Genomic DNA, 19,339 nt, shown 5'->3' on the forward strand with positions numbered 1-19,339 from the left:
CGGCGCCATCCGGGCGGCCGCCCGGGGCGGGGGAGGCGAGGGCCTTGCGACTGCGTTGGACAGGCTGGGCGGCGGCCGGCCGGCGGGCCGGGCCGTGGCTGGCCGCCGCCGCCACCGGGCTCTTCGCCCGGGCCACGTTGCTGGGCTCGCTGGGCGGCTTCGGGCCGGGCTGGTACGCCCTGCTGCCGGGGCCGGGGGCGCCGCCGGCGCTCCGCTGGATCGCCCTGGCAGCCGGGGCCGCCGGCGCGGCCGGCGCCGGCGGCGGGCGGGGGGCGCTGGGCTTCCTGGCGGGGGCGGCGCTGCTGGAGCTGCTGGGAGCCGCCTGGAGGCGGCCCCCTGTGCGCCGGGCGCTGGCCGCGGGCATGGCGGCGGTGCTGGCCAGCCTGATCGCCCTCTACGGTGCCGAGCCGCGCTGGATGCTGGCGGCGGCACTCCCCTCGGGCGTGCTGGGCGGCGCGCTGGCCCTGCTGGGAGGGCGTGCTCTGGGCGGCGGGCGCCGGGTGGAGCGCTGGGTCGACCTGGTGCCGGTCGCCTTTCTCGCCGGGGTGGGCGCCGCGGGATTGCGCGGCCTCCAGGCGGGCCCGGTGGCGCTGGAGCCGCTGCCCATGGCGGTGGCGGTCCTCTCGCTGGGGGGCCGGGCGGGCGCCGGAGCGGGGGCGGCGGCCGGCGCCGTGGCCGGCGGCCTGCTGGCCCTGAGCGCGGGGGAGCCGGTGGCCGCCGCGGCGCTGGCGCTGGGCGGCTACCTGGCCGGGGCGGCGGCGCGCTTCGGACGCCCGGCGGCGGCGCTGGCCCTGGCCGCGGGCGCGGCCACGGTGGTCCTCGCCTACGGGGGCATGGCACCGGCGGCAGCCTCCCGCCTCTCGCCGGCCCCGCTCCTCCTGGGGGAGCTGGCGGGGGCGGCGCTCTTCGCGCTCCTGCCGGCCTCCTGGACGGGCTGGATCGCCGCCAGCCTGCCGCGTCCGGGCGATCCGCCTCCGGCGGAGCGGGGGCGGCTGGCCGCCCTCTCGCTGCTGCTGGAGGACGTGGCGCAGCGCGTCGAGATGCCGCTGGGGGTGGCGCGCCCGGCCGCGCCGCCGGGCCTGGAGGGCCTGATCGGCGAGGTGACGGCCGGCCCCTGCCAGGGCTGCCCGGGTTTCGCGGAGTGCTGGCAGCGCCGCCTGGTGAGGCGGCGGCGGGAGCTGGCCGACCTGGCGGCGCTGGTGGAGGAGACTGGGTCGGAGGCCGGCCTGCCCGAGGCCTGGCGCCCGCCCCGCTGCCTCCGCCCGCAGGCGGTGCGGGCGGCGGTGGAACGGTGGCTGGCCGGTCGCCACGGGGAGCAGGTGGCGGCGCGCCGGATGGAGGAAGGACGCTTCCTCCTGGCCAGCCAGATCAGCGGCGTGGCGCGCGTGGTCGGCTCGCTGGCCGAGGAGGCGGCGGCCGTGGAGGCGGAGGCCTGGCCGGCGGCGGGGCCGCTCCTGGCCTGCGACGTGGGCGCGGCCAGCTGGCCGGGCAGGCGCGGAGCGCCCAGCGGCGACCGGCACGCCGTCCAGTGGCTGGACGGCGACCGGCTGGCCGTGCTGCTCTGCGATGGCATGGGCAGCGGCCTCAGCGCGGCGCGCGAGGGCGAGGCGGTGCTGGAGATCCTCGGCCGCCTCCTGGCGGCGCGCTTCCCGCTGCCCGCGGCCGTGGAGACGGCCAGCGCCCTCTTCACCCTGCGCACGGCGCGGGAGAGCGTGGCCGCCCTGGACTTGGCGCTGGTGGACCTGCGCCGGGGCCGCCTGGAGTGCGTCAAGGGCGGGGCGCCGCCCAGCTTCCTGCGCCGGCGGGGCGAGGTGGAGGTGCTGGAGCAGCAGGCGCCCCCGCTGGGTTCGGCCGGCTTCCCCCGCCCCGTGCCCTTGGAGCGACCGCTCGCCGCCGGCGACCTGCTCCTCCTGGTGAGCGACGGGGTTCCCGCCGCCTTCGCCCCGGGCGCCGAGGGCGTCGCCCGGCTGGCCGGCCTTCTCCGGCATCCGCTGCCGGGCGGGCCGCAGGAGGCGGCCGAGCGGATCCTGGCGCAGGCGGTGGCGGCGGCGGGCGGCGAGCCGGAGGACGACCTGACGGTGGTGGCGGTGCGGCTCCTGCCCGCGCGCTGAGCCCGGGCGGGCGCGGCTATACTGCCAGGCAGGAGGCGCACGCGTGGACGAGGTGGAGCGGTTCCGCCGCCGCCTGGTCGAGGAGGCGCTCCGGCGGCGCCTCTTCGGCCCCCGCCAGCGCGTGCTCGTGGCCCTCTCGGGCGGGCCGGACTCCTCCGCCCTTCTCGACGCCCTGGCCGCCGTCCGCCAGATCTGGCCGCTCCGCCTCTACGCGCTCTACGTCGACCACGGCCTCAGGCCGGAGAGTGCCGGGGAGGCCCGCTTCTGCCGGGAGCTGACCGCTGCGCGCGGGATCCCGCTGGCGGTCCGGCGGGTGGACGTGCGCGGCCTGGCGGCGCGACCGGGCTGGTCGCTGGAGAGCGCGGCGCGCGAGCTGCGCCTGCGCGCCCTGCGCGAGGAGGCATGGCGTCTCGGGGCGGAGCGGGTGGCGCTGGGCCACCAGGCGGACGACCGGGCGGAGACGGTGCTGATGCGCCTCCTCCGCGGCGCCGGGCGCGGGGGCCTGGGCGCCATGAGCTGGCAGAGGCCGCCCTTCGTCCGACCCCTCCTCGCCTTCCGGCGGGAGGAGACGCGCGCCTACTGCCGGGCGGCGGGCATCGAGGCGCGCGAGGACGCCACCAATCTGGACCCGCGCTTCTTCCGCAACCGCATCCGGCTCGAGCTGCTGCCCGCGCTGGAGCGGACAGCCCCCGGCCTGCGGTGGCGCCTCTGGCGGCTGGCCGAGATCCTCTCCGACGAGGAAGCCTGGCTGGAGGAGCTGACGCGCGCCCGCCTCCCGGAGCTCCTGGACGCGGACGGCCGCCTGGACCGCCGCGGCTTTCGCCGCCTGCCGCCGGCGGCCCAGCGCCGGCTCCTGCGGCTCCTGGCGGGGGCACCGCCGCGCCAGCTCGACTTCGACCGCCTGGAGGCGGCGCGCCGGGCGCTTCTCGGCGGGCGGCCGCGGCGGGTGGAGCTGGGCGGCGGGCGCCTCGTGGAGGTGGAGGGGGAGCGCGCCGCCGTCCGCGACGCCGCGGCGCGGGAGCGCGGGGGGGAAGACGGCCCCCGGGCGCCCGCTGCGGGGACCGTCGCCTGGACGCTGCCGCCGGGCTCGGTCCTCCTCTGGCGGGCTCCGGGCGGGGGCTTCTGGCGCTTCCGCCTGGCGGGTCCCGCCCCCCGGCCCGGCGAACCGGAGCCGGGCTGGCGCCCGCTCTGGCTGGACGCGGCGCGGCTCGCGCCCGGCGGGCTGGCGGTGCGGGCGCCCCGGCGCGGCGACCTCTGGTGGCCGGCCGGCCTGGGAGCGGCGCGGCGTCTCCTCCCCGCCCTGAAGCGGAACGGACTCGAGCGTGGGGAATGGGAAGGCTGGCCGGTCGTTCTCCACGCCGGGCGGCCGCTCTGGAGCCCCGGCCTCGTGCCCGACCAGAGGCTGCTCGCCCGCGCCGGGGCGCCGGCCTGGGCGCTCTACGCCGAGCCGCCGCCCGCTTCGGGCCATGGGGCGGAGAGAAGCCTATGATAGAATCAACTCGCATCGGGTAGCGACCCGCAGTTGCGGGGCGGGCGGGGAGCCGTGGGAGGAGCGGCCGGGCGGACCCGGCACCGGCTCCCCGCTCCTGCTAGGAGGGCGAGGATGAACTCCAACCGGGCGATCCGCAGCCTAGCCTTCTACGTCCTGCTGTTCCTGCTCGTGGTCACCATGTTCCAGCTCTTCTCCCACACCGAGACCAAGCAGCCGCAGCAGGTGACTTACAACCGCTTTCTGACCCTGGTCGACCAGGGCCAGGTGAGCAGCGTCCAGATCCAGACGGACGGCAGGCTGGTCGGGCAGCTCAAGGATAAGACCGAATTCACCACCACGGTGCCGCCGCAGGCCATCGGCGAGATCAGCAACCAGCTCTACGCCAAAGGGGCCAGCGTGGACATCCAGACGCCCGTCCAGGCCCCCTGGTGGACCGGCCTGATCACCACGCTGCTGCCCATCGTGATCATCGTCGGCTTCTTCATGTACATGATGCAGTCGTCGCAGGGCGGCGGGAGCCGGGTGATGCAGTTCGGCCGCAGCCGGGCCAAGATGAACGTCGACGACCCCAAGCACCGCGTCACCTTCGCCGACGTGGCCGGCGTCGAAGAGGCGAAGGAGGAGCTGACGGAGATCGTCGACTTCCTCAAGCATCCCAAGCGTTACGCGGCCCTGGGTGCGCGCATCCCCAAGGGCGTCCTGCTGGTCGGGGCGCCGGGGACGGGCAAGACGCTCCTGGCGCGGGCGGTGGCCGGCGAGGCGGGCGTCCCCTTCTTCAGCATCAGCGGCTCCGACTTCGTCGAGATGTTCGTCGGCGTCGGCGCGGCGCGCGTCCGCGACCTCTTCGAGCAGGCCAAGAAGAACGCCCCCTGCATCGTCTTCATCGACGAGATCGACGCCGTCGGGCGCCAGCGCGGCGCAGGCCTGGGCGGCGGCCACGACGAGCGCGAGCAGACGCTCAACCAGCTGCTGGTGGAGATGGACGGCTTCGGACCGCACGAGGGGATCATCGTCATGGCCGCCACCAACCGGCCGGACGTGCTCGATCCCGCCCTCCTGCGACCCGGCCGCTTCGACCGCCAGGTGGTGCTGGAGCGTCCCGACCTGAACGGCCGCCACGCCATCCTCCAGGTGCACGCGCGCAACAAGCCGCTGGCCCCCGACGTCGACCTGAAGGTGCTCGCGCGCCGCACGCCCGGCTTTACGGGCGCCGACCTGGAGAACGTCCTCAACGAGGCGGCGCTCCTGGCCGCGCGCCAGCAGAAGAAGAGGATCGAGATGGCCGACATCGAGGCGGCCATCGACAAGGTGATGGCCGGCGGGCCGGAGCGGAAGGGCCGCATCATGAGCGAGGAGGAGAAGACCCGCGTGGCCTACCACGAGGGCGGCCACGCGCTGGTGGGCAAGCTCCTCGCCCACACGGACCCCGTCTACAAGGTCTCCATCATCTCCCGCGGCGCCGCGCTGGGCTACACCCTGGCGCTGCCCGAGCAGGACCGGTACCTGACCTCGCGGGAGGAGATCCTCGACCGCATCACGGCGCTCCTGGGCGGCCGGGCCGCCGAGGAGGTGGTCTTCGGCGACATCACCACCGGCGCCGCCGACGACCTGGAGAAGGCGACCAAGATGGCGCGCCAGATGATCACCGAGTTCGGCATGAGCGAGGAGCTGGGCCCGCTCACGTTCGGGAACAAGGCCTCGAGTCCGTTCCTGGGCCGGGAGCTGACGCGCGAGCGCGACTACTCCGAGCAGGTGGCGGCGGCCATCGACCGGGAGGTCAACCGCATCGTCACCACGCGCTACGAGACGGCCAAGGAGCTGATCCGCCGGCACCGGGAGCGCCTGGACACCCTCGCCCACCGGCTCCTGGAAAAGGAGACGCTGGAGGGGGACGAACTCCAGGCCATCCTGGACGGGCGCATCCTGGACGCCCCCGAGGAGGCACCGGTGCCTGCACGCCGTGCCGCCGCCTCCGAGGTCCACCCCGCCGGGACGCCGGGCGGGGCGCGCGAGGAAGGGCGCCGCAGCCTGGTCAACCCGCGCCTGCCGCTGCCGCCCCATCCCAACCCCGAGGCGCCTCCGGGCGCCGTCTGAGCCGCGGGAGAGAGCCGAGTCGCGAGGAGAGAGGGGCGGCCGCGGGCGACGCGCGGCCGCCCCTTCTCCCTTGTCGCCCTCCTCTTGGGGAGAGATAATCAGGCTAAAAGCGCCTAATCTGCGAATAGTGAGCAGCAAGGGCGCCTCAGGCTCAGGGGAGGTGACGATGCTTGGCGGGACGTGGGCGTCACAGGAAGGTGGCGCTGGTGCCTCTCGCCCTGGCGGCCTCGGCGCTCCTGCTGGGCGGGTGCGGGACCTATCCGCAGTCGGACTTCAACGCGGTCGGTCCCATCTCCCGGCTGCAGCGGGCCGCGCTGGTCGAGGACATGCGCTTCCTGGGCGTCATCGGCATCATCGTGATCGGCTTGGTGGTCTACGCGGCGATCCGGTTCCGTCACCGCCCCGGCGAGGAGGAGACACCGGCGCAGGTCGAGGGGAATCCCCGGCTGGAACTGGCCTGGTGGGTGGTGATCGCTCTCGGCCTCATCTTCCTCGTGGTGCCGCCGCTGCGCGACGAGTTCGTGCTCGCCCAGACGCCCCAGGGGCCCGGCGTCGTCCACGTCAAGGTGATCGGGCACCAGTGGTGGTGGGAGTTCCAGTACCCGGACTACAACTTTGTCACCGCCAACGAGCTGCACATCCCGGTGGGTGCCAAGATCGACCTCCAGGTGACGTCGGCGGATGTCATCCACAGCTTCTGGGTGCCCAACATCGCGGGCACGCTGGACGCCATCCCGGGCCGGATCAACACGGAGTGGTTCCAGGCCGACAGGCCGGGCGTCTACTGGGGCCAGTGCAAGGAGTTCTGCGGTCTCAACCACGCCAACATGCGCCTGCGCGTCGTGGCCGAGTCGCCGGCCGACTTCCAGAAGTGGGTCGACTCGCACCAGCATCCGGTGGGCGTGGCGGGCCTGACGGGTGACGCCCTGGCCGGCTGGCAGCTCTTCGACGGCGCGGCCGGCTGCAAGAACTGCCACACCATCGACGGAACGGACGCCAAGGGCATCATCGGGCCCAACCTGACCGGGATCGGCAGCCGGCTGGGCGTCGCCGCCATGACGCTGGTCCCCAACGACGCCCAGAACCTGAGCACCTGGCTGCACGACCCGCAGGCGGTCAAGCCGGGCAACGACATGGTCATCCCGATCAAGCTGAGCGACCAGCAGATCCGGCAGCTGATCGCCTTCCTCCAGACGCAGAAGACCTACGAGAGTCCCCAGGTGAAGGCGGCGCTCCAGAACCCGCTGGCCCAGTGACCTTCCACGGAGGAAGTGGCCGCGTCGACGGCCGGCTCCATCCGGAGGACGGGTTCATCACCTCGAGGGGAGTGAAGTGGACGATGGCCACAGCGGAACGGGCGCTCCATCTGCCGGAGCTCCGCACGGCGGAGGAGCGCGGGTTCCTCAGCTGGTTGATGACGGTGGACCACAAGCGCATCGGCATCCTCTACCTGGTCACCTCGGCGGTCTTCTTCGCCGCCGGTGGCGTCGAGGCGCTGCTGATGCGCACCCAGCTGATCCGGCCGGACAACACGTTCCTGGGACCGAAGACGTTCGACGAGATCCTGACCATGCACGGGACGACCATGATCTTTCTCGCGGTCATCCCGCTGGCGGCGGCGTTCTTCAACTATTTCATGCCGATCATGATCGGCGCCCGCGACGTCGCCTTCCCCCGCCTCAACGCCCTCAGCTACTGGCTCTACCTGGCCGGAGCGCTCATCCTCTACTCCAGCTGGTTCCTGGGCGGGGCGCCCGACGCGGGCTGGTTCAACTATGTGCCGCTCTCGGACGCCTTCTCCGGTCCGGGCGAGAACTTCTACATCCTGGGCCTGCTGCTGACCGGCTTCTCGTCCATCGTCTCGTCCGTCAACTTTGTCACCACGATCCTCAACATGCGCGCGCCCGGGATGTCGCTGATGCGCATGCCGGTCTTCGTCTGGGGCACCTTCCTCTGGTCGGCGCTTCTGCTCTTCTCGGCGCCGCCCTTCAGCGTGGCGCTGATCCTGCTGCTCCTGGACCGCATCGCCGGAACCGGCTTCTTCGTGCCGGCCATGGGCGGCAACGCGCTGATGTGGCAGCACCTCTTCTGGATCATGGGCCATCCCGAGGTCTACATCCTGGCCGTCCCCGCCTGGGGCGTCATCTCCGAGGTGCTGCCCACCTTCGCCAGGAAGCCGCTCTTCGGCTACCGCGGGGCGGTGATCGCGCTCTTCGCCATCTCCTCGCTCTCCTTCACCGTCTGGTCGCACCACATGTTCGCCACCGGCATGGGTCCGGTGGTCAACGACGCCTTCATGGTGACCACCAAGCTGATCTCGCTGCCCACCGGAGCCCTGGTCTTCACCTGGCTGGCGACGCTCTGGGGCGGCCGCATCCGCTACACCACGGCCATGCTCTTTGCCGTCGGCTTCCTGCCGCTCTTCATCTTCGGCGGGCTGACGGGGCTGATGCTGGCGACGGCGCCGGCCGACCTGCAGCTGACCGACACCTACTTCGTGATCGGGCACTTCCACTACATCGCCATCGGCGGCATCCTCTTCAGCATGCTGGCCGCCGCCTACTACTGGCTGCCCAAGATGACGGGCCGGATGCTGGACGAGCGCCTGGGCAAGTGGAGCTTCTGGATCACCTTCGTGGGCTTCAACCTCACCTTCTTCCCCATGCACCTCAGCGGGCTCTACGGCATGCCGCGGCGCATCTACACCTACTCGCCGCTCCTGGGCGTCGACGTCTACAACCTGCTCTCCACGGTGGGCGCCTACGTCCTGGGCGTGGGGCTCCTGATCACCCTGGTCAACGTGGCCCGGAGCCTGGCGGTGGGGAAGGTGGCGGGCGCCGATCCCTGGGACGCGCGCACGCTGGAGTGGACGACGCCCTCGCCGGTGCCGGCGTACAACTTCCGGGTCATCCCGCTGGTGCGCGGGCGCGACGCGCTCTGGTACGAGAAGCAGGCGCCGGACGGCGACGGGCGGATGCGTGGGGCGGAGGAGGCGGCGGGCGCCATCCACATGCCCGGACTCACCTACCTGCCCGCCCTGCTGGCCCTGGGCCTGCTGGTGGCCGCCTACGGGGTCAACTTCAAGCTGGTCTGGCTGGCCGCGCTGGGCGCCTTGATCACCTTCTACTCCATCTTCCGGCAGATGTTCGAGGCGGATCGCGGCTACCTCCTGGAACCGAGGGGTGAGAGCGAATGAGCAGCCGCCCGCTGGAGGCGCTGCAGGAAGAGGAGGAGCGCGAGGCCGCACTCCATGCGGAGAACGTCCGGCTGGCCTTCTGGATCTGGCTCGCCTCGGAGGCGGTCTTCTTCGCCTCGCTGATCGGCGTCTACGTGGCCCTGGAGGGGCGCAGCGTGTCGGGGCCGACGCCGGTGGACGTCTTCGACCTGCCCATGACCACCGTCGCGACGCTGGACCTGCTCCTCTCGAGCCTGACCATGGTGCTGGCGGTCGTCTCCATGTGGCGGAGGCGCCCCGGCGCGGTCAAGCTCTGGCTGGCGGTGACGGCGCTCCTGGGCCTGGTCTTCCTGGGCTTCCAGGCGACCGAGTACTCCAGCTTCATGCGCGACGGGCTCCTCTTCAACACCAACGTCTTCTCCGCCAGCTTCTACACGCTGACCGGCTTCCACGGGGCGCACGTGGCCTTCGGCGTGGCCTGGCTGGTGGGCCTGCTGATCAGCGCGCTCCGGGGCCACCTGCGCCCCGAGGAGGAGCACAAGCTGGAGGTGGCCGGGCTCTACTGGCACTTCGTCGACGTGGTCTGGATCGTCATCTTCACCGTCGTCTACGTCCTGGGCACGGCGGCGTAGGAGGGAAGTCGGCATGCGCGCGGAGGGGCTCGAAGCGGGACGGGAGGCGAGGGAAGACCACCCTGTGGCGCCCTATGTGGTCAGCACGGTGGTGGCGGCTCTCCTGACGCTGGCGGCGGTGGTCCTGGCCTACGCCCACGTGGCGCTGGGGATCCTGGCCCCCCTGCTGCTGGTCATGGCGCTGGTGCAGGTCTTTCTGCAGGTCTACTACCTGATGCACCTGAACCGGTCGCCGCGCGCCCACCAGGTGATCTTCGGCGTCGGCGTGGCACTGGCCGTGCTGATCGCCGTCGCCCTGGGCGTCCTCGACCGGATGGCGTAGGGCGGAACCGGGCCCGGCGCCACGCGCGCCGGGCCCGGCCAAGCCGCACCCCGCGCGACGGAGGGGTGCGGGGGGAGGCGAGGGCTGATGGAAGAGAAGCCGGGGACGCTGGCGGCGGGGGCCGGAGCGGCGGCCGGGGCGGAGGTCTGGGCCGCCCACGGGGCGCAGCTCCGGCGGGGCTGGCCGGCCCTGGCGGTCGACTACGTGGCGCTGACCAAGCCGGGCATCGTGCTGCTCCTGGTGCTGACCGCCTACGCCGCCATGCTGGTCGCCAGCGACGGCCTGCCGCCCCTGGGCACCGTCGCCTGGACGCTGGCGGGGCTCGCGCTCTCCGCCGGCGGCGCCAACGCGGTCAACATGTGGTACGACCGCGACATCGACCGCGTGATGGCACGGACCCGGAACCGGCCCGTCCCGTCGGGGCGCCTCGGGGCGGAGCAGGCGCTGGCTTTCGGCGTCCTTCTCGGCGCGCTGGCCTTCGCCCTGATGGCCTGGCGCGTCGGCTGGCTGGCGGCCGGCCTGACGCTGGCCGGCTACCTCTATTACGTCTTCATCTACACCATGTGGCTGAAGCGGCGGACGCCCCAGAACATCGTCATCGGCGGCGGGGCGGGCGCCTTCCCGCCGCTGGTGGGCTGGGCGGCGGTGACGGGTTCGCTGGCGCTGCCCGCGATGCTGATGTTCCTGGTGATCTTTCTCTGGACGCCGCCCCACTTCTGGTCGCTCTCGCTCTACAAGCAGGAAGACTACCGGCGCGCCGGCATCCCCATGATGCCCGTGGCCCGCGGCGAGCGGCGGACGAAGGCGGAGAGCCTCTTCTACACCCTGGCGCTGGTGGCCGCCTCGCTGGCCATGGCCCGGACGGGGACGGTGGGCCCGCTCTACACGGTGGTGGCGGCGGTGCTGGGCGCGCTCTTCGTGGCACTCCACGTCCCCCTCTGGCGGGAGAGCTCGCCCGAGGCGCCCTGGGCGCGCAAGACCTTCCGCTACTCGCTCGTCTACCTGACGCTGCTCTTCGCCGCCCTGGTGGTCAGCCACGTGGTGGGCGTATGAGCCTCTTCTGGAGCCGGGGGCTGCCCCTCCTGGGCGAGCTCCTGATGCTGGCCAGTGCGGCGGCGGTGGTGGCCGGCTGGCGGCGGATCCGCCGCGGCGAGGTAGAGCGCCACCGGCGGGCGATGGTGACGGCGGCCGTCCTGGGCGCGGCCTTCTTCGTCAGCTACGCCCTGCGCACCCTGGCGGTGGGCGACACGCGCTTCGGTGGCCCGCCCGCGCTGCGCCTTCCGTACCTGGCCTTTCTCCAGGCGCACACGCTCCTGGCCACGGCGGCCGGGATCCTGGGCATCGTCACCCTGCGGCGCGGCCTGGCGGGCCGATTCGCGCAGCATCGGCGGGTGGCGCCGTGGACGGCCGCGCTCTGGCTGGTGGCGGCGGCCACCGGCTTGGTGGTCTACCTGATGCTGTACGTGATCTATCCGCCCGGGCCGACGACACGCGTCCTGAACGTGATCCTGGGACGCTGAGCCGGAGGGCGGGCGAAGCGGACGCCGCCGGACGATGCGGCGAGCGGGAGGCGGGGAGCTTGGCGGGGCGGATGCGAGGCACGGCCCACCACGGACGCGCGCACGGGGCCGGAGCGACGGTGGATTGGGGCACCCTGGGGATCTACCTCCTGGGCGTCGGGGCCGGGGCCCTGGACACCAGCATCCTTCTGCCGGTGCTGAGCGGTATCGCCTCCTCCTTCCAGGTCTCCCTGACCTGGACGGCCTGGACGCTCTCAGGCTACACGGTGGCCTACGCAGCCTCTACGGTCCTGGCCGGAGCGCTGGGCGACCGGCTCGGCCGCCTGCGCCTCTTCCGGGGCGGGGTGGGCGCCTTCGGCCTGGCCTCCCTCCTGGCCGCGCTCTCGCCGGGGGTGCACAGCTTCGGGCTCTTTCTTCTGGCGCGGGTGGTGCAGGGCATGGGCGCGGGCGCCGTCTACCCCAACGCGCAGGCGGAGGGGATCGCCCTCTTCCCGCCGGAGCGGAAAGGGGCGGCGCTGGGCGTCTTCGGCGCCGTCTTCGGCCTGGCCAGCGTGGTCGGACCCGACCTGGGCGGCGCCATGGGCCAGTACCTGGGGTGGCCGAGCCTCTTCCTGTTGAACGTGCCCCTGGTGCTGGCCGCGCTGGCGGGCTCGCGCCGCCTCGGAGCGGGCAGCCGCTCGGAGAGGCCGCTGCCCGACGCGGCCGGCGGGCTGGCCTTCGCCGCCGGCCTCGCCCTGCTGCTCCTGGCCCTGACGGCACGCGGGCCCGCGGCCGGGCTCCTTGGCGCCGGGGCGGCGCTGGCGCTGGCGCTGTTCGCCTGGAGGCAGCGGCGGTCGCGGGTCCCCTTCCTGCAGACGGCGCCGCTGGCGGGGATGGCGGGCCTTTCGTTGGTGGCGGGCGCGGCGGTGATCGGCTTCGATCTCTCCGCCTCCACCTTCGTGCCCACCATGGTCCAGGAGAAGTTCCACCTGTCCGTCCTCGCCTCGGGCTTCTCTATGATGCCGGCGGCGGTCACCGGAGCCCTGCTGGCGGGCGCCGCGGGGCTGCTGGTCGACCGCGCGGGTCCGCGGCCGGTGCTGGAGGCGGGGCTGGCGATAGCGGCGGCGGGCTCGCTGCTCCTGGCCTGGCCGGGGCTGGACATGGCCCGCTTCGTGGCGGCCATGGCGCTCCTGGGCGCGGCCACCGCCTTCACCATGGGCGCGCCCATCAACCGACTGGCGCTGGCGCTCTACCGGGAGGAGGCGGCGGGCGAGGCGCTCTCGCTGGTGGCCGTCTTCCGCTCGGTGGGCATGGCAGCCGGGCCCGTACTGCTGGCGCTGGCCGCCTCGGCGCGGAGCTTCACCGGCATGTTCTCCAGCGTGGCGCTGGCCTCGCTGGCGGGTATGGCGCTCTTCGCCCTGGTCCGCGAGGGCGCGGCGCGATCGGAGGAGCTGGCGGCCGGGCGCTGAGCCGGCCGCCGGCTTTCGTGGGAGGCGAGCAAGCGATGCGGGGAGTGCTTCCTCCGGCTGCGGAGGGGACGGGGCGCGCCCCCGCCGGGCTCCGCCGCCTGGCCCTGGCCAGCGCGCTGGCCATGCTGGTGGTGGTGGCGGCGGGGGCGCTGGTGACGAACACGGGATCGGGTCACGGCTGCGGCAACAGCTGGCCGCTTTGCAACGGGCGTCTCCTGCCTGTCTGGTCGCTGCCTGCGCTCATCGAGTTCGGCCACCGGCTGGTCACCGGCCTCTCCGGGCTCCTCCTGGTGCCGCTGGCGGTCTGGACCTGGCGGCGGGGCGACGGCCGCGCGCGACGACTGCTGCTCTTCGGCCTCGCCTTCGTGGTGGTGGAGTCCTTCCTGGGTGCGGCGGCCGTGCTCTGGGGCGAACCCACGGCGGTGCTCGCGCTCCACTTCGGCATCTCGCTCCTGGCCTTCACGGGCATCTGGCTGGTGGCAGCCTGGCTCCGGCAGGACGGGGAGGCTGTGCGACGGCGCCCGCAGGCGCCGGCCCGCTTCCGGCGCCTGGCCTGGACGGCCTCCGTCACCGTCTACGGCGTCATCTACCTGGGCGCCTACGTGCAGCATGTCGGCGCCGCAGGCGCGTGCGGCGGCTGGCCGCTCTGCCGGGGAGCCCTGCTGCCGCCGCCGGGCGGCCTCGCGGCCGTCGAGTTCGTCCACCGGCTGGCCGCCCTGGTGGCCGTGGCGGTGCTCGCCCTCCTCGCCCGGGAGGGGCGCCGCCTGCGCGGCAGCCGCCCGGAGCTGGCCGGGGCTTCGGCGACCGCGCTTCTCTTCATCCTTTTGCAGGCGCTCAGCGGGGGCCTGGTGGTGCTGGGCGGGATGGCGCTGGGACTGGAGCTGCTCCATACCACCCTGGTCACGCTGCTCTTCGCTGCGCTCAGCTACACGCTCCTGATGAGCGCCCCGGCCCCGGAGGGACGGCCGGCGGCGGGAGCCGGACCCTGGGAGCGGTCCGAGGAGCGGCGGCTGGCCCGGGCCTGAGGACCGCGGGGCGCCCGGCGTGCCCCGCATAGGCGCAGGCGGCGCCGAGCAGGGTAGACTGGGACGCGCGGAGGGAAGAGGAACGCGACTCCTGACCGCTGTCCCACCGGACGTGCTGGCGGTCCTCGAAAGGCTGCAAGGACAGGGCGAGCGAGCCTACCTGGTGGGCGGTTGCCTGCGCGACCTCCTGCGCGGCCGCATCCCCCACGACTGGGACGTCGCAACCTCGGCCAGGCCGGAGCGGGTGGCGGCGCTCTTCGCGCGGACGCTGCCGACCGGGCTCGCCTACGGGACGGTCAGCGTCCAGACCGGGGTCCGCTGGGTCCAGGTGACCACCTTCCGGAGCGAGTCCTCCTACGGCGACCGGCGTCATCCCGCCCATGTCCGCTGGCTCGGCGAGGTGGAGGGCGACCTCGCCCGCCGGGACTTCACCGTCAACGCCATGGCCCTGGGTCTGGACGGCCGCTTGGTCGACCCCTGGGGCGGCCTGGCGGACTTGCAGAGCGGCCTCATCCGCGCCGTGGGCGACCCCCAGGAGCGCTTCGCCGAGGATCCGCTGCGCGTCCTGCGGGGCGCCCGCCTGGCAGCCGAGACCGGCTGGCGGATGGAGGAGGCGACCGTCCAGGCGGCGCTGCGCGGCGCGGCCGACCTCCCCGGCGTCTCGCGGGAGCGTCTCTTCTCGGAGATGAACCGCCTCCTGCACGGCGGCCACGCGGCCGCGGGCGTCGAGCTCCTCTGGCGGACAGGCGCCGCCTGGAGCGTGCTGGGCCGGGCGGCGGGCGAACTGCACGCGGAGGGGCTCCGCCACGTGGCGGAGGCCGTCGAGCGGGCGCCGCGAGAGGAGGCGGCCCGCTGGCTCGCCTTTCTCCACGCCTTCGCGCGCCCGGCGGAGCTGGCGGCGCGGGCGATCCTGCCCGGCCGTCCCCGCCGCGCCGTGTCGGAGCTGGCACGAACCCTGACGCGGCTGGAGGAGGGAGGCGGGCCGCCGGCGGCGAATGCGGAGCGGGTCCGGCGGCTGGGCCCGGCGGCGCGCTCGCTGGTCGCCCTCCTGGGCCGGGAGCAGGCCGTGCTTCTGGCCGGCTGGCTGGCCGCGCACCCGGCGGGCTGCCCGCGGCCCCGACTGGCGGCGCTCGCCGGCTCGTGGGCGCGCGCGCTCCGCGAGGTGACGGAACGCGGCGACCCCTGTCTGCCGGCCGATCTCTCCCTGGACGGCTCCGAGGTGGCGAGCCGGTTGGGGGCGGGAGGGCCGGCCGTCGGCCGGAGCCTGGAGTGCCTGGCCGCCTGGGTACGTGAGGACCCCGCCCGCAACCGGCCCGAGCTCCTGCGCGAGCACCTGGAGAGGGAGTGCCGGCCGGGGCGCGGGCCGCGGTGAGGAGGAGAGGCGTTGGCCGAGCAGGCGGACCGCTTCGTCGAGCGAAGGCTGGACTCGGGGATCCCCTTCTACTTCCTGGAGACCGGGAAGTTTCGCACCCTGAGCCTCAGCCTCTTCTTTCAGCGCGACCTCCGGCCGGAGAGCGTCACCGAGACGGCGCTTCTGCCCGAGGTGCTCATCCGCGGCTCGCGCCGCCACCCGGACCTGCGGGCGCTCAACCGCCGCCTGGACGAGCTGTACGGGGCCGACTTGCGCGTCACCGTGCAGAAGTACGGCGAGGTGGAGGCGGTCGGCTGGCACCTCGACCTGCCCGACGAACGCCTGCTGGCGGGGGCGGAGGGGCTGACCGGCGAGGCGCTGGATCTCCTGGTGGAGCTGCTCCTGGAGCCGTACATGGAAGACGGCCGGCTGAGCACGCGCTACGTGGAGCAGGAGAAGGTCAACCTGGCGCGGAGGCAGCAGGCGCTGATCAACGACAAGGCGCGCTACGCCCTGCTCCGCTGCACCCAGGAGATGTTCCAGGGCGAGCCCTACGCCCTCTCCAAGCTGGGCCGGCCCGAGGACCTGCCGGCCATCGACGCGGGTCGCTTGACCGCCAGCTACGAGCAGCTGCTGGCCAGAGCGCCGCGCCTCCTGGTGGGGGTGGGGCCTGGGCCGCTGGCGCGCCTGGAGGAGGAGCTGGAGCGGCGCCTCGAGGCGCTCCGCCCGCGCGCGCCAGGCCGGCTGGAGGGGACGCGCGTCGCCGTGCCGCTGGAGCGCGAGGTGCGCACCGTGGTGGAGGAGCAGCCCGTCGCCCAGGGGAAGCTGGTCCTGGGCTTCCGCACGGGCATCGACGTCCGCGACCCCGACTACTACCCGCTGGTGGTGGCTAACGGGGTCCTGGGCGGCTTCAGCCACTCCAAGCTCTTCCGGAACGTGCGCGAGCGGGCCAGCCTGGCCTACTACGCCTACTCCTCGCTCGACCCCAGCAAGGGCGTCGCCTTCATCCAGGCGGGTATCGAACCCCCGGACTTCCAGCGCGCGCTGGAGATCGTGCTGGAACAGGTGGAGGCTGTCCGGCGCGGCGAGGTGAGCGAGGAAGAGCTGGAGACGACCAAGCTCCGCCTGGCGAGCCATCTGCGCGAGAACACCGACAGCCCGGACGCGATGATCGGTCAGGCGCTGGAAGAGACGCTCTGGGGGGTGCGCCGCAGCCTGGAGGAGCGGCTGGCCGCCATCGCCGCGGTGACGCGCGAGCAGGCGGTACGCGCCTTCTCGCGCGTGCGCCTGGACACGGTCTACTACCTGACGGCGACGGGCCAGAGGGAGGCGCTGGGCCTTGCCTGACCTGCAGATCGAGCGGGTGGAGGCCGGGGAGCTGGGCGAGCGCATGGAGCGGGCGCTCCTCCCGTCCGGCCTGACGGTGCAGGTCCTGCCCAAGCCGGGCTTCGTCAAGAAGTACGGGACCTTCGCCACGCGCTACGGAGGCCTGGACTCCAGCTTCTGGGTGCCGGGGGAGGACGAGCGGACGGACGTGCCCGACGGCATCGCCCACTTCCTGGAGCACCAGCTCTTCGCCGAGGAGGACGGCGACGCCATGGACCGCTTCTCGCGCCTGGGCGCCGGCTCCAACGCCTTCACCACGCACACGTCGACCACCTATCTCTTCTCGGCGACGGAGCACTTCGAGGAGGCGCTGGGCATCCTTCTCGACTTCGTCCAGCACCCGTATTTCACCGAGGCGGGCGTGCGCAAGGAGAGCGGCATCATCCTGCAGGAGATCCGCATGTACCAGGACGACCCGCGCTGGCGCATCGACTTCAACCTGCGCCAGGCGCTCTACGTCCGCCATCCCTTCCGTCTGGACGTGGCCGGGACGCCCGAGAGCATCGGCCGGATCACCCGCGATCTGCTGGAGCGGTGCTACCGGACCTTCTACCATCCGTCCAACATGGTGCTGACCGTGGTCGGCGACGTGGAGCCCGAGCGCGTCGTCGAGCTGGTGGCCCAGGACCAGGCGCGGCGGGGCACGCCGCCGCAGGCGCCCATCCGTCGCTTCCGGCCCGAGGAGCCGGACCGGATCGAGCGCCGGCGCGCGGAGGCGCGGATGCCGGTGGCCCGGCCCTGGGTAGCGGTCGGTTTCAAGGAGCGCGGGGGATGGGCCGCGGGGCTGGAGACGGTCCGCCGCGACCTGGTCACCAGCCTCCTCCTGGAGCTGCTTTTCGGCCGCGGCTCGGACTTCTACGCCCGGGCCTACGAGGAGGGGCTGATCGACGGCTCCTTCGGCGCCGGCTACACCGGCGACGAGGACTTCGGCATGAGCGTGGCGGAGGGCCAGAGCGACGAGCCGGAGCGTCTGGTGGAAGAACTCCTGGCCGAGGTGGAGCGGGCGCGCCGCCAGGGCGTCGACGCCGCGCGCTTCGAGGCGCTGCGCAAGAAGCTGCTGGGCGGCCTGGTCCAGGAACTGGACTCGCCGGAGAGTCTGGCCTATCTGGCCAACGAGGCCCACTTCCACGGCCACACCCTCTTCGATGCCTTCGCGGTGGCGCGCGGGCTCACCCTGGACGAGGTGGAGGAGCGCCTTCGCCAGCACCTGGACCCCGCCTTCCACGCAGTCTCGCTGGTCCTGCCGGAGGGCTAGGCGTGGAGCCGCTGGAGATCGACGGGGAGCACCTGACGCCCGAGGCGGTGGAGGAGGTGGCGGCGGGCGGCCGCCCCGTCCGCCTGGCGGCGGCGGCCCGGGAGCGGCTCGTCCGCTCGCGGCGCTCCATCGAGGCCATGCTCCGGCGCGGGGTGGCCGTCTACGGCGTCAACACCGGCTTCGGCCGCCTGGCGGACGTGGCCATCCCGCCGGAGGAGCTGCGGCGGCTGCAGATCAACCTGCTGCGCAGCCACGCCGCCGGCGTCGGCCCGCCGCTGGCCCGGGAGGAGGTGCGGGCGCTCCTCCTCCTGCGCGCCAACGCCCTCGCCCGCGGCTACTCGGGTGTACGACCCGAACTGGTGGAGCAGATCCTGCGCCTCCTGGAGGCGGGCGTCCACCCGCGGGTTCCGGAACAGGGCTCGGTGGGCGCCAGCGGCGACCTGGCACCGCTGGCCCACGCGGCGCTGGTCCTGATCGGCGAGGGCGAGGCCGAGCTGGGCGGCGAGCTGCTGCCGGGGGCGGAGGCGCTCCGCCGTGCCGGCCTGGCCCCGCTGGAGCTCGAGGCGAAGGAAGGACTGGCGCTGATCAACGGCACCCAGCTGATGGAGGCGCTGGGCCTGCTCGCCTGGCTGGGCGCCCGGCGCCTGGCGGACTGGGCGGACGCCGTGGGCGCGCTCACCTTCCAGGCGCTGCGCGGCGTCGCCGCCGCCTTCCGGCCCGAGATCCAGGCGCTCCGCCCCCATCCGGGACAGGTGCTGGCGGCCCGCCGGCTGCGGGCCTACTTGCGCGGCAGCCGCCTCGTCAGCGCCCCCGGCGAGCTCCGCGTCCAGGACGCCTACAGCCTCCGCTGCATGCCCCAGGTGCACGGCGCCAGCCGCGATGCGCTGGAGTACGTGGGAGGCGTGCTGCGCACGGAGCTGAACGCGGTCACCGACAATCCGCTGGTCCTGCCGGAGACGGAGGAGGCGCTCTCCGGCGGCAACTTCCACGGGCAGCCGCTGGCGCTGGCGCTGGATTTCCTGGCCGTGGCGGTGGCCGAGCTGGCGGACATCGCCGAGCGGCGCACCGAGCGCCTCCTCAACCCGCAGCTGAGCGGGCTGCCCGCCTTTCTGGCGCGGAACGGCGGCGTCGAATCGGGGCTGATGCTGGTCCAGTACACGCAGGCGGCGCTGGTCTCGGAGAACAAGACGCTGGCCCATCCGGCCAGCGTCGACTCCATCCCCACGTCGGCCGCCCAGGAGGACCACGTCAGCATGGGCGCCTGGGCGGCCCGCAAAGCCCGCCAGGTGGTGCGGAACACGGCCCGTGTCCTGGCCGGCGAGGCGCTGGCCGCCCTGCGGGCGCTGGCGATGCTCGGCGACGGGGGCCTCTCGCCGGCCTCGCGCGCCGTACTGGAACGGCTCCGCACCGCCGCTCCCCCCCTCGCGGGCGACTGCCCGCCCGCTCCCGCGCTGGAGGCGCTGGCCGAGCGGATGCTGCGCGAGCCGCCGCCGCTCCCCGAGTAGGCCGGCGGGCTGCGCAGGCCCCC

The 19,339-nt window shown here is 73.9% G+C and carries 15 protein-coding genes; all 15 read left to right on the forward strand.

The window, feature by feature from the left end:
* Positions 1-44: 44 nt before the first annotated feature.
* The 15 genes from K6U79_06635 to hutH all read left to right on the forward strand — a co-directional run bounded on the left by K6U79_06635 (position 45) and on the right by hutH (position 19,316).
* A complete protein-coding gene (locus K6U79_06635) occupies positions 45-2,111 on the forward strand; it encodes a SpoIIE family protein phosphatase (protein MCL6522039.1) in 2,067 nt (688 codons plus the stop codon).
* A gap of 43 nt (positions 2,112-2,154) precedes the next feature.
* Positions 2,155-3,600: a tRNA lysidine(34) synthetase TilS gene (gene tilS / locus K6U79_06640; GenBank protein ID MCL6522040.1), complete on the forward strand. Its 1,446-nt coding sequence runs from the start codon at positions 2,155-2,157 to the stop codon at positions 3,598-3,600.
* Between the two features lie 114 nt (positions 3,601-3,714).
* Positions 3,715-5,697 carry an ATP-dependent zinc metalloprotease FtsH gene (gene ftsH, locus K6U79_06645; protein MCL6522041.1) on the forward strand — a complete coding sequence of 661 codons (1,983 nt, stop codon included), beginning with the start codon at positions 3,715-3,717 and terminating at the stop codon, positions 5,695-5,697.
* Between the two features lie 170 nt (positions 5,698-5,867).
* Positions 5,868-6,953 (forward strand): cytochrome c oxidase subunit II, encoded by a 1,086-nt coding sequence (gene coxB, locus K6U79_06650; protein ID MCL6522042.1) that lies wholly within the window; start codon positions 5,868-5,870, stop codon positions 6,951-6,953.
* A gap of 83 nt (positions 6,954-7,036) precedes the next feature.
* Entirely contained in the window at positions 7,037-8,893 is a 1,857-nt protein-coding gene (gene ctaD, locus K6U79_06655) for a cytochrome c oxidase subunit I (protein MCL6522043.1), read from the forward strand.
* A complete protein-coding gene (locus K6U79_06660) occupies positions 8,890-9,504 on the forward strand; it encodes a cytochrome c oxidase subunit 3 (protein MCL6522044.1) in 615 nt (204 codons plus the stop codon). The genes ctaD and K6U79_06660 overlap by 4 nt, the downstream gene beginning before the upstream one ends.
* Before the next feature lie 13 nt (positions 9,505-9,517).
* The gene (locus K6U79_06665; protein ID MCL6522045.1) at positions 9,518-9,826 is read left to right on the forward strand and encodes a cytochrome C oxidase subunit IV family protein; all 309 of its coding nucleotides are present in this window, start codon (positions 9,518-9,520) and stop codon (positions 9,824-9,826) included.
* Between the two features lie 87 nt (positions 9,827-9,913).
* Positions 9,914-10,879 carry a heme o synthase gene (locus tag K6U79_06670; GenBank protein ID MCL6522046.1) on the forward strand — a complete coding sequence of 322 codons (966 nt, stop codon included), beginning with the start codon at positions 9,914-9,916 and terminating at the stop codon, positions 10,877-10,879.
* Between the two features lie 44 nt (positions 10,880-10,923).
* Positions 10,924-11,346 carry a DUF420 domain-containing protein gene (locus K6U79_06675; protein ID MCL6522047.1) on the forward strand — a complete coding sequence of 141 codons (423 nt, stop codon included), beginning with the start codon at positions 10,924-10,926 and terminating at the stop codon, positions 11,344-11,346.
* A gap of 71 nt (positions 11,347-11,417) precedes the next feature.
* Positions 11,418-12,794 (forward strand): MFS transporter, encoded by a 1,377-nt coding sequence (locus tag K6U79_06680; protein ID MCL6522048.1) that lies wholly within the window; start codon positions 11,418-11,420, stop codon positions 12,792-12,794.
* A gap of 35 nt (positions 12,795-12,829) precedes the next feature.
* Positions 12,830-13,819, forward strand: coding sequence for a COX15/CtaA family protein (locus tag K6U79_06685; protein MCL6522049.1), 990 nt, complete (start codon positions 12,830-12,832; stop codon positions 13,817-13,819).
* Positions 13,820-13,982: 163 nt separating this feature from the next.
* Positions 13,983-15,191 carry a tRNA cytidylyltransferase gene (locus K6U79_06690; GenBank protein MCL6522050.1) on the forward strand — a complete coding sequence of 403 codons (1,209 nt, stop codon included), beginning with the start codon at positions 13,983-13,985 and terminating at the stop codon, positions 15,189-15,191.
* A gap of 12 nt (positions 15,192-15,203) precedes the next feature.
* Positions 15,204-16,517 carry an insulinase family protein gene (locus K6U79_06695; protein ID MCL6522051.1) on the forward strand — a complete coding sequence of 438 codons (1,314 nt, stop codon included), beginning with the start codon at positions 15,204-15,206 and terminating at the stop codon, positions 16,515-16,517.
* Complete coding sequence (locus tag K6U79_06700; protein MCL6522052.1) at positions 16,510-17,811, forward strand: insulinase family protein; 1,302 nt, start codon at positions 16,510-16,512, stop codon at positions 17,809-17,811. The genes K6U79_06695 and K6U79_06700 overlap by 8 nt, the downstream gene beginning before the upstream one ends.
* Before the next feature lie 2 nt (positions 17,812-17,813).
* Entirely contained in the window at positions 17,814-19,316 is a 1,503-nt protein-coding gene (hutH, locus tag K6U79_06705) for a histidine ammonia-lyase (protein MCL6522053.1), read from the forward strand.
* The last annotated feature ends 23 nt before the right edge of the window (positions 19,317-19,339 follow it).

This window comes from Bacillota bacterium, from assembly GCA_023511835.1.
In the GTDB taxonomy this organism is placed as follows: domain Bacteria; phylum Bacillota; class Sulfobacillia; order JAIMAT01; family JAIMAT01; genus JAIMAT01.